Here is an 11,612-nt window from a genome sequence, read left to right as displayed (position 1 = left end):
AGCCTCCTCGGCGCACGCGCCTGTGGGGTCTCGAACTTCCCTCAGTTCCCGTAGGAGTCAAGTACCTTCCGCTCCAATCCACTCCATAATATTATTGAATATATCAATTTTCAAAGAAAAGAGCCCTCTACAAAACTTCAGAGAATACCTATATATTTTTAGTTACTAACACTCAGAGTTACGGATATTTGCTAGAATCCACGAGACTCCTGCGGGAGTAGCACGTCAAAGGGAGACCCCACAGGCGCATAGCGCCGAGGAGGCTCCCGGACTGCCCGAAGAGGAATCGCCCTTTGAAAAAGCCGGCAGTATGGCTTTTTCAATATTCCTCCCGCGGAAAGCGAGTGGATTCTAGCAAATAACCCCTGTATATTTTTATAAGCAGGTTTAGTTTCATAGGTTTAATTTAAATTATTTACTTTCTAACAAAGGAGTTTGACAGCATTGGAAAATAAAAAGGTTTCAACGACTACTAAACTGTCATTGTTTGCTCTTACCTGGCCGATTTTTATAGAAATATTACTTCACATGTTAATGGGTAATGCAGATACGCTAATGCTTAGTCAATACTCTGATAACTCTGTTGCGGCAGTTGGTGTTTCAAACCAGATACTCTCAGTTATTATTGTCATGTTTGGCTTTATAGCTACCGGTACAGCAGTCTTAGTGGCTCAGCATTTTGGGGCAAAAGAATTTAAGAAAGCCTCTGAGGTATCCGTTGTTTCCATTATTGTAAATATCGTTTTTGGAATTATTTTATCTCTAGGTATCGTGCTCTTTACTAACCAAATCCTAAATGCTATGGACTTACCACCAGAGCTCATGGGTGAAGCAGCTACTTATTTACGCATTGTTGGTGGCTTTGCATTTATCCAAGCAATTATTATGACAATAGGGGCTATTATTCGAAGCTACGGTTTTACGAGAGACACAATGTATGTAACGATTGGTATGAATATACTCAATGTGATTGGTAACTATTTCTTCATTTTCGGTCCCTTTGGTTTTCCTGTTCTAGGTGTTGAAGGAGTAGCCATATCAACTACTGTGAGCCGATTTTTAGGACTACTAGCTATTACGTATCTATTATTTAAACGTATTAACCATGAACTTCCTTTTAAAAAGGTATTTCGTCTACCAATCTATCACTTAAAGAATCTATTAAAAATTGGGATTCCATCAGCTGGAGAGCATTTGTCTTATAATACGTCACAAATGCTGATTACCTTTTTTATTACAATGCTTGGAACAGAAGCTCTTACAACTAAGGTATACGCTCAAAATATTATGATGTTTATCTTCTTATTTAGCATCGCAATCAGCCAAGGAACACAGATAATTGTTGGTCATATGATAGGTGCAAGACAGTTTAATAGTGCCTATCATAGGTGTTTAAAAAGCTTATACTTAGCGATTGGTATATCGACTTTAATGGCGATTATTGTTTCTTTCTTTTCCGACCCTTTCTTCGGAATCTTTACAGATAATCAGGAGATTATAAAACTTGGTGGAACCCTGATACTTCTAACTATTATTCTTGAACCTGGTAGGGCCTTCAATCTAGTCATTATTAACTCTCTACGTGCAGCAGGAGACGTACGACTACCTGTATATATGGGTATTGTATCTATGTGGGGAATTAGTGTTCCACTTGCTTATTTTCTAGGAATCCACTTTGGTTTAGGTTTAGTAGGAATCTGGATCGCCTTTATCGTGGACGAATGGATAAGAGGTATTGTCATGCTATGGCGCTGGCGTTCCCGAGCATGGGAGAAAAAAGCATTTGTTACACCAACAACCAACGAAGAAGCAGTATAAACAAAGTAAAGGTAGCCCTGCTGTTATGGGCTACCCTTTTATTTATTCTGATATATTTATATTATATTCCTTAAACCATACATGGATTTGGGCTAAATGGGCCAATAACTGCGGTCCAGTCATTAGCTGTCCGAACCATGGTACTTTAAAGGAGTCTCCACCTGTTTGGACAATATCCTTTAATTTTTTATCATCAAAAAATTCATAAAGAGCTGAATTTTTATCCTCTAAAATTTGGTTCATCCATTTTTTTACGGCATTTGTATAGTGTGGATTATGTGTTTTAGGATAAGGACTCTTCTTCCGATAAAGAACATCGTTAGGTAATAGCCCTTCTAGCGCGCGTCTCAATATTCCCTTCTCACGGTCACCATACATCTTCATGTCCCAAGGTATATTCCAGACATATTCCACTAATCGATGATCTGCAAAAGGAACACGTACCTCTAGACTAGCTCCCATACTCATACGGTCTTTACGATCTAATAATGTCGTCATGAACCAAAGGATATTGAGATAAAATAACTCACGTCTACTTGCATCTGTTTTATTTTCACCGAATAATGCAGGTGTTTCTTTCACAGTTTCTTCATATCTTGATAAAACATAATTCTCTAAGTCTAGTTTATTTCTCCATGAATTTTTTAATAAACTTACTCTTTCTTCAGTAGATCTCATCCATGGAAAACCTTTAGACGCTAAATCATCCGGACGATGAAACCAAGGGTAACCACCAAATATCTCATCAGCACATTCTCCTGATAATCCAACTACAAATTCCTCTTTAATTTCTTTACAAAACCATAGTAACGATGAATCCACATCAGCCATCCCTGGTAAATCACGAACAATCACAGCTTCTGTTAAGTAATCCACAAGTTCTTGTTGTGAGATAACACAGCGATGATGTACTGTGTTAAATGTATCTGACATCAGATTTATCCAAGGACCATCAGAATTAGGTTGAAATTCATTCGATTCAAAATACTTATCATTGTCCTCATAATCAATTGAGTAGGTATGAAGCGGTCCCTTACCTTCTTTTTCAAATTCCCTGGCAGCAATTGCCGTTATGGCACTAGAATCAACCCCGCCAGATAAAAATGTACAAACCGGTACATCTGATACTAATTGTCTAGTCACAGCATCCGTAAATAGATCTCTTACTTTTTCTGTGGTAACATCCAATGAATCTGTATGTTCTTTGCTTTTCACATTCCAATAGCGCCATTTTTTGAGTCCGTTTTTCGAAAAAGTTAAGGCATGTGCTGGGCGGAGCTCTTCTATCCCTTTAAATACCCCATGTCCAGGCGTTCTTGAAGGTCCTAAACCAAAAATTTCGGACAACCCATCTAGACCAACCTCTGCTTTAACCTCAGGATGTGCAAGTAATGCTTTTAATTCAGAGCCAAAGAGAAGTCTACCGTTCTCTTCTTTATAAAAAAGTGGTTTTACACCTAAGCGATCTCTTCCGATAAATAACTTTTTCTTGCTCTCGTCCCATACCGCAAACGCAAATATCCCATTTAAAAAATCTACACATTGTTCCTCCCATTCTATATAGGCAGTTAGGAGGACCTCCGTATCTGAATGACCTTTAAAGGAATAACCTCTTTGCAATAATTCCTTTCGAATATCTTCTGTGTTATAAAGCTCCCCATTATAACAAATGGTATAAGCGTTTTCTCCCTTTTTCCTTGTCATTGGCTGTTTGCCACCCTCAGGATCTACTACAACTAATCGTTTATGCCCGAATGCTGCATGGCTCGTGGTCCATGTATTGGTATCATCAGGCCCACGTTTTGTAAGAGTTTCTGCCATTTTAGAAACAATTTGGTTTTCATTTATTAAGTTACGACGAAAGTCTATCCAGCCCGTTATTCCACACATGTACATCATCCTTTCACACCGTATGACACGGTTAGCAAGCTGATTACATTGTATGCAGGTAGGACGCCCAGAATGTATTGTCCAATTTTTTGGAAGCACTTACAGTTATATTTTTCTTAAAATATGTCAAAAAAGAAGGATAGATGTCACTAAGTCAGAATTTCACTAGACAGGAGGATTCACCTTGAACTTACAACATAGACTTAATGCAATTAATGAGCAGCCACGCTCGTATTCAATGGGTACTGTGGAATATATTAATGATCAATGGGTCTTTTTCGATGACGAAAATGAAGAAGCTTCTCTCCTTGATGATTTAATGAATAAAGAAATTGAGGTTTTCACATTAAAGTCTTGGATGACAGGCATTGTTAATGAGAACGGATTATTGAAAACACCTGAATTTTTTTATCAACTCACTGATGGTGATTGCATTCGTTTCCGTAAAGAATTACCTTATGCATATAAAATGTTGCTTGAGGCGTTACCTGACGAGGTGTTCGTGAGATATACAAATGCTTTGAATAAGTATCACTATTCTCTTTATGATTGTACATATTGTCATAACCAAATGTTATTTTCAGGTGAGGACCGTTCTAAAAAATACCATGGAGTGAATTTTATTAGCTTTGATAACACTGAAATGGTTTGTTTTGTTCAACATCATTTTGAAAGAGGAAAAAAAGAGTGGGACCGTTTCGAATTCACATGGTCTGATGGAAGACGAGCATTATTGACGAGTCTTAAATAAACTCAAAAGAGCTGTCGTCTACAAAAGACTGACAGCTCTTTCTAATTTTCACCCTTGATTTACAAGTCCTTTTTCAAAGTCCTTGCTAGATAATGGCTTATTTATAAAGAAACCTTGGGCATAATGGCATTCAAGCTCTTTTAATAACTTAATTTGCTCCTCTGTCTCGACTCCTTCTGCAACAACCTTAACTGCTAATCCATGTCCCATTGTGATAATTGCCTTTACAATCGCAATCTCTGAATTACTTGAATGGATATTATTGATAAAAGAGCGGTCAATCTTTAATGTGTTAAAAGGCAAATTCTTGAGATAGCTTAATGAAGAATAGCCTGTTCCAAAGTCATCAATAGATACTTTCACACCCATGTTTTGTAGGTCTTTCATCGCCATAATACTATAGCTAATATTTCTCAGCATAACACTTTCCGTTAGTTCTATATTTAAATATCTCGGATCTAACCCTGATTGGGCAATCGCCTCTTTAACTTCAGCAACGAACCCCATTTGCTGAAATTGGTTAGCAGAAACATTGACCGAGATCGTTAAGTCTTTATAACCCATCTCATGCCATTTCTTGTTCTGTTTACATGCTGTTAGCATTACCCATTTACCTATATCTTGAATGAGTCCCGTTTCCTCTGCTAAAGGGATGAAGTCTCCTGGAGATACTAACCCTAATTTTGGATGATTCCAACGTATAAGTGCCTCACTGCCATATATCTTACCGGTAGCTAAACTGATAAGTGGTTGATAGCATAAATGAAATTCATTTTTCTCTAGTGCCTTTCGCAAATAGCTTTCTAATTCGAGGCGATAGAGTGCTTCTGTATTCATTTCTGTTGAATAAAATTTAAGTTTATTTCCACCATGATGCTTTGCAAGATTCATAGCTGTATCAGCATGTTTTAGAAGATAGTCCTCATGCTTATCATCATTTGGATACATACTTACACCAATACTTGCTGTGATAAAAAACTCTTGCTCTTCATAGAGGATAGGTTTCCCAATTTCTTGTAGAATTTTTTGCCCAATATCAATGACATGATCAATGTCGACATTTTTGGATAGCACCAAGGTAAACTTATCACCTTCGAATCTTCCTAAATAACTTCTAGAAGGCAAGACTTTTTTCACTCTTTCAATGACTTGTTTTAAGATTAAATCTCCCTGATAGTGTCCTAGAGAATCATTAATAATCTTAAAGCGATCTAGATCTATAAATAATATAGCAAGCTTCTTCTTTTTTCTCTTTGCCCACACTATATAATCTTCGAGTTGTTCTTTAAATTTCAGCCTGTTTGGTAGTCCCGTTTCCGTGTCATAGAAGGCTAGATAGGCAATTTTCTCTTCGGCCTTTTTCTGTTCAGTAATATCTCGCCCAATTCCATAAATCCCGACTTTTTTACCATTAATTACAATTGGAATGTTTTTTATTTGAAAAAGTAATGTATCTCCATACTTCGTTGGAATTTCAAGATTATAATACTGTTCTTTCCCTTTTAACACTCGATTAAAATGCATTCTTACTCTTGGAATATCATTTTCATTAATATACTTTAATGAGTTTTTATATAATAACTCTTCTTCTTTATAACCAAAGACTTTACTAAAGGCTCCATTTACACTTGTGAACCTTCCTTGCAAATCAGTTGAATAAACGATATCTGTGTTATGTTCAAAAAGTGATTTATACCTTTGCTCAGACTCCTCATAGTTTTGATACAATAGATCAATATCTTTAGAGGAAGCATAAATTAGGTTGGATAAAGCAATTAATGACTGTGTTTCATTTGGGACAGTATAATCAATTTCAATTGTTGGATTGTTAGGAAGATCTGTTGATTCAGACAACGCAAGTAGGGTTAGAGAATATGCAACAAGCTTAGATTCATCATCCACTTTAGAAAATTCTCCATAGGAGAAGAAACCACTCGTTTGAGCTATTTGTTGTAGTACCTGTATTTCTTTTTTTACAAAAGAATGAAAATATCTTTTTCTAGCCATACAGTCATAAATGAAAATGGACTCTATTGGCTTTTTGCTTAACCGTTTCATCTCTTTTATAGAATTGTCAATAATTACTGGGACATTGGCAAAAGAGAAAAAAAGTTTTTCATTCTCACTAACCTTCCCACTTAGTTCAATTGATCCATCATCAAATACATTTGTGACAAATAGAGAAACATCCTTTCCTTTTCTCTCGACCATGAACGGAAACTCAGCCCCTGATTGTGGCAATTGCATGGTAAATTCCTGACCTAAATATTTCTTCATAATTGAAATTGGAGGTTTATAATCCAGCTCATATAAACGATTTCCTGTCGCCTTTGTAATCATAAAAGGTCGGCCTGTTTTCTTCCAATCACTATTTGATAATGTGTTTACGATCAGGTTTTTATTACATAGCCCTACTGCAACTACTCCATCTTTTAGGATTCTATGATTATCAAAGACAAACGTATTGTTAAAATCACCATTATCTGCAGCTAATCCACCCGATACAACCGCTTTATGTTGCACAGAATTGACTCCTTTAAACATTTCCTCTAAGTCAATGTTAAAGCCACCTGCAAAAATAATGATAGCTTTTGTATCAGCATTATACGTGTTGATTATGAGCTGTTCTCCCATTATAAAACTATTTTCAGTGTCCTCAAAAGGAAGTATTGTTGGTGTTAAAATTGTACTAGAAAATACGGTGAAAGAAAGAGTGATTGTTTTTGCAAAAATCTCTCCATCCTTGATTTCACCATCAGTTGTTGTGCCTATTAATATAGCTTGTGGGAGAGATTTTGCTAATTGCTTTTGGATATTTACTATGTATGTTTCATCCAGAACTCCAGAGAATGCCTGAACAAGTATATTCTTTTCATTTACTAGATTGTTGGTATTAACAAACGCTTCTATATCAGATGGATCCACACAGTTCATAGTATAGGTTTTCATCTATAATCTCACACCACACTCTCAAAAACGTATTAATTCAAAATTCGACAGTAATCTATCTATAAAGATATCATAATCTTATGGTTTTAGGTATTGAAAAAATAGAAAAAAGCCGCTTGAATAAGCGACTTTTAAAATAGCATAAATCCGATTGGTAGCTTTAACCCTAAATAGATTGTTACAACAAGCGCAACAATAAGTTGTCCCCAGAACATTCCGGTAGATTTCCCTTTTGATCCACGTACAAGAATCATTTCTAGCATTCCAATTACCCAAATACCAGCAAGAACCTTTAGAACGTACATTAATGAGATTGAGCTTAGACCAATTAATAAAATAGCACCTGTCACGATAATCAGAATGTAGAATAAACGCAATGTCATGTGTACGATTTTTTGTGACTTTGATTTTGCACCTTTTTGCATAGAAACAGCAACAAAGAATAGGATAAGGGCAATAACCCAAGCTGTAATATGTGCATGTGTCATGAGTATACCTCCTTCTAATATAAAACAACCTTTTTCAACAATCTCATAATACCATGTTTTTATAAAAACGAGAAATTTGATATTACTGAAGTTTATCGAGTGGAAAAGCTGGTAAACCCTATTACTACCTTAGTAAACAGTAAAAATAAAAATAGGTTAATTGATAATGTCACTGATCTTTTTAAAAGATTTCACATAATCGTCAAAAACACAGCAGAGAAGTTGATTCATTATAAAGAGTAGGCTATTGTATAAGAGGACATATTTTATATTGTATGGAAGGGGTACTTAACTTGGGAAAAACAAAAGAACTTATATCATTAACTGAACAATATGGTGCAAATAACTATCACCCACTGCCAATTGTTATTTCAAAAGCAGAAGGTGTATGGGTTGAAGATCCAGAAGGTAATAAATATATGGATATGCTTAGTGCATATTCTGCTGTAAACCAAGGGCACCGTCATCCTAAAATTATTCAGGCATTAAAAGATCAAGCTGATAAAATTACTTTAACATCACGTGCATTTCACAATGACCAATTAGGTCCATGGTATGAAATTGTATCAAAGCTTACTGGTAAAGACATGGTTCTTCCGATGAATACTGGTGCTGAAGCGGTTGAAACAGCTGTTAAAACGGCTCGTCGCTGGGCATATGATGTAAAAGGTGTTGCCGATAATCAAGCAGAAATCATCGTGTGTGAGGATAATTTCCATGGACGTACTATGGCAGCGGTTTCTATGTCTTCAAGTGAAGAATACAAACGTGGATTTGGCCCAATGCTTCCAGGGATTAAAGTAATTCCTTATGGTGATATCGAGGCTTTAAAAGCTGCTATCACACCTAATACAGCTGCATTTATCTTTGAGCCAATTCAAGGTGAGGCTGGCATTAATATTCCTCGAGAAGGTTATTTAAAAGAAGCATTTGACGTTTGTAAAGCAGAAAATGTGTTATTTATCGCCGACGAAATCCAAGCTGGACTAGGCCGTTCAGGAAAAATGTTTGCTTGCGAATGGGAAAATGTTGATCCTGATATGTACATTCTAGGTAAAGCCCTAGGTGGAGGGGTTTTCCCAATCTCATGTGTAGCAGCAGATAAAAGTGTTTTAGGTGTATTTAATCCAGGATCACATGGTTCAACTTTCGGTGGAAATCCACTTGCTTGTGCTGTATCTATTGCTGCACTTGATGTTTTAATCGATGAGAAGCTTCATGAACGTTCATTTGAGCTTGGAAATTACATGCAAGAAAAACTAAAAGAAATTAATAATCCGGTTATTAAAGAGGTTCGCGGCCGTGGTCTATTTATTGGAGTAGAACTGACAGAAGCTGCTCGTCCTTATTGTGAGAAGCTTAAAGAAGAAGGATTATTATGTAAAGAAACACACGAGACAGTTATTCGCTTTGCTCCTCCTCTAGTGATTTCAAAAGAGGATTTGGATTGGGCCATTGATAAAGTGAAGAAAGTACTTAGCTAAATTTTTAAAAAGACTAACTCCTGATTTGATGAGGAGTTAGTCTTTTTTATTTTATCTTTTTAGTGTTCAATTTGAATCTAGACCGTTCCTTTCCGCTGCGGGCACTTGCTTTCCGCGGGGAATTATGAAAAAGCCCAACTGCCGGCTTTTTCAAGGGCGAATCCCCATCGGGGAGGAAGTCGAGCCTCTTCGGCGCATGTGCTTGTGGGGTCTCGACCTTTCCTCTACTTCCCGCAGGAGTCAAGTGCCCTCCGCTCCAATCCACTCTTTGCTTTATATAAGGCATATCTTCCTAAATTAAACACCTCCACAAACAATTATTATTGTTCAATGGTATTTTTTAACGTCCCAAGCCCTTCAACACTAATCTCAATCTCATCCCCCTTATTCAAAAAACGTGGAGGTTTAAAACCTTTGCCTACTCCTGCTGGTGTTCCTGTTGCAATGATATCCCCTGGTTCAAGGGTTGTACCTTGGGAAATAACCGATATGATCTTCTCAATTGAAAAGATAAACTGGTCGGTGTTCCCTGATTGTCTTACTTCTCCATTGACCTTTGTTTCAATACGCAAGTTTGCTGGATTTGGAATGATAGACTTGTGGGCAATATACGGTCCCATTGGACAAGAGGTATCAAGACTCTTTCCTAATAGGAACTGCTTGTGTTTATCCTGCAGGTCTCTTGCAGTAATGTCATTAAGAATGGTATAGCCGAATACATAATCAAATGCGTCTTCTTCAGCTATTCGTTTACCTTTTTTTCCGATAATGACTGCAAGCTCTCCCTCATAATCTAACTGTCTGGTGACATGATCATGGTGTAAGATGGTTTCTTCAGTTCCTACAACTGAGGTAGGAGCTTTTGAAAATAACATCACATGTTCTGGAATATCTGCAGCACTACCCATTTCAATCGCATGGTCTGCATAGTTTTTACCTACACAAAATACATTTTTACGAGGCCTTGGTATTGGTGCTTTTAACACAACCTCTGCTAATTCTATAATATAATCACCATCGTTATGTCCACTTGCCCATTCTTCAATTGCACTGACCTTTTCGATGAATAAGTCTCCCAAATCTAAACATTCATTCATTGTCCTTGGCAAAGTTGAATGACTGTTCATAGCTTTTTCAGCTTCGTGTAAATCTAGTACTTTACTTCCATCTTGAATCATAATCCCTATGATTGTTTGCTCTCCTTTTTGCGCTGTAACAAACCTCATCCCTAATCACCTCAAAATAGCTTAATATAATCTGATTATACTCCGATTCAAAACATAAAAAAATAGAGGCATCAGTTTGCCTCTACTTGAATGCATCCATAAACTGGATAACTGCTGGCCCTAATAATACGATGAATATACTAGGGAAGATAAATAGAACGAGTGGAAATAGCATTTTAATTGGAGCCTTCATTGCTTCCTCCTCAGCTCGTTGCTTTCTACGGTCACGGACCTCATTTGATTGAACACGAAGAACCTGAACCATTCCTATACCCAACTTCTCAGCTTGCAAAATACTACTTATTAGCGCTCTTACCTCATCAATAACAAGGCGTTCCCGAATACCTGAAAGTGCTTCTCTTCTTGTTTTACCAAGCCTAATTTCCTCAAGACAGCGATGAAATTCCGAAGGGAGAATACCGTCTTTCTTTGAAACTAGCTTACTTAATGCTGAGTCAAAACCTAGACCGGCTTCTAGACTTACAGTTAATAAATCTAATACATCAGGAAGTTCACGTAATGCTAGTTGATTTCTCTTTTTTATTTTTAGATTAATATAGTATCTCGGCAATCCTATAGCTATCAGTACACCAACAAGCCCAAAAAGAAAAACAACTGCCAGATTGCTATTCAATAACACCCCATAGCTTCCAAACAAAAACGGTAATAAAATGAATAAACTAATTTGTATTAAGCGATATTCAACAGATGTCATACCGAATGGATTACCTGCTTGTAACAGCTTAATTTCTAGCTTTGCTTCCTTTTCACCTGGCATTTTTCGCTTAAAGCTACGTTTGAACTCTTTCCATAGAGGCAACAAAATTCGCTCATAAAATTTACGCTCTTTTTTCTCTTTCGCAGTTTCTAGTACTCCCTGTTCTTGTTGTTCATTTTTTAATATTGATAGCCGCTTTTCTACAAGCTTAGATTTTTCTGCTTTTATCGTTAATAAGCCGTACACAATGAGGCTAATCATTAAAAAGAAAGTTACATACATCATAGG

8 protein-coding genes are annotated in these 11,612 nt (G+C 36.7%); 3 read left to right on the top strand and 5 right to left on the bottom strand.

Annotated features, from left to right (window positions below):
* The first annotated feature begins 444 nt into the window (after window positions 1–444).
* Window positions 445–1,818 (top strand): MATE family efflux transporter, encoded by a 1,374-nt coding sequence (locus J2Z26_RS02150; RefSeq protein ID WP_227413779.1) that lies wholly within the window; start codon window positions 445–447, stop codon window positions 1,816–1,818.
* A 42-nt stretch (window positions 1,819–1,860) separates the two neighbouring features.
* On the opposite strand, the gene asnB is transcribed toward J2Z26_RS02150, so the two are convergent.
* Entirely contained in the window at window positions 1,861–3,708 is a 1,848-nt protein-coding gene (gene asnB, locus J2Z26_RS02145; RefSeq protein WP_193537824.1) for an asparagine synthase (glutamine-hydrolyzing), read from the bottom strand.
* A 184-nt stretch (window positions 3,709–3,892) separates the two neighbouring features.
* Between asnB and J2Z26_RS02140 the strand changes: the two genes are divergently transcribed.
* Window positions 3,893–4,459 (top strand): DUF2777 domain-containing protein, encoded by a 567-nt coding sequence (locus J2Z26_RS02140; RefSeq protein ID WP_193537822.1) that lies wholly within the window; start codon window positions 3,893–3,895, stop codon window positions 4,457–4,459.
* Window positions 4,460–4,507: 48 nt separating this feature from the next.
* Here J2Z26_RS02140 and J2Z26_RS02135 read toward each other — a convergent pair whose 3' ends face one another.
* Window positions 4,508–7,408 carry a bifunctional diguanylate cyclase/phosphodiesterase gene (locus J2Z26_RS02135; protein WP_193537820.1) on the bottom strand — a complete coding sequence of 967 codons (2,901 nt, stop codon included), beginning with the start codon at window positions 7,406–7,408 and terminating at the stop codon, window positions 4,508–4,510.
* A 131-nt stretch (window positions 7,409–7,539) separates the two neighbouring features.
* Window positions 7,540–7,896 (bottom strand): YisL family protein, encoded by a 357-nt coding sequence (locus tag J2Z26_RS02130; RefSeq protein WP_193537819.1) that lies wholly within the window; start codon window positions 7,894–7,896, stop codon window positions 7,540–7,542.
* 275 nt (window positions 7,897–8,171) lie between these two features.
* On the opposite strand from J2Z26_RS02130, the gene J2Z26_RS02125 reads away from it, so the two are divergent.
* Window positions 8,172–9,380, top strand: coding sequence for an ornithine--oxo-acid transaminase (locus J2Z26_RS02125; protein WP_193537817.1), 1,209 nt, complete (start codon window positions 8,172–8,174; stop codon window positions 9,378–9,380).
* A gap of 320 nt (window positions 9,381–9,700) precedes the next feature.
* Here the strand turns inward: J2Z26_RS02125 and J2Z26_RS02120 are convergent, their stop codons facing one another.
* Together J2Z26_RS02120 and J2Z26_RS02115 are read right to left on the bottom strand one after the other, a co-directional pair.
* A complete protein-coding gene (locus J2Z26_RS02120) occupies window positions 9,701–10,606 on the bottom strand; it encodes a fumarylacetoacetate hydrolase family protein (protein WP_193537815.1) in 906 nt (301 codons plus the stop codon).
* Window positions 10,607–10,688: 82 nt separating this feature from the next.
* Window positions 10,689–11,609 (bottom strand): type II secretion system F family protein, encoded by a 921-nt coding sequence (locus J2Z26_RS02115; protein ID WP_193537813.1) that lies wholly within the window; start codon window positions 11,607–11,609, stop codon window positions 10,689–10,691.
* Between the last annotated feature and the right edge of the window lie 3 nt (window positions 11,610–11,612).

This window comes from Cytobacillus luteolus, assembly GCF_017873715.1.
GTDB classification, from domain to species: Bacteria; Bacillota; Bacilli; order Bacillales; family Bacillaceae_L; genus Bacillus_BV; species Bacillus_BV luteola.
Note: the sequence above shows the minus strand (reverse complement) of the source record. Positions and strands in the feature narration are given on the sequence as shown.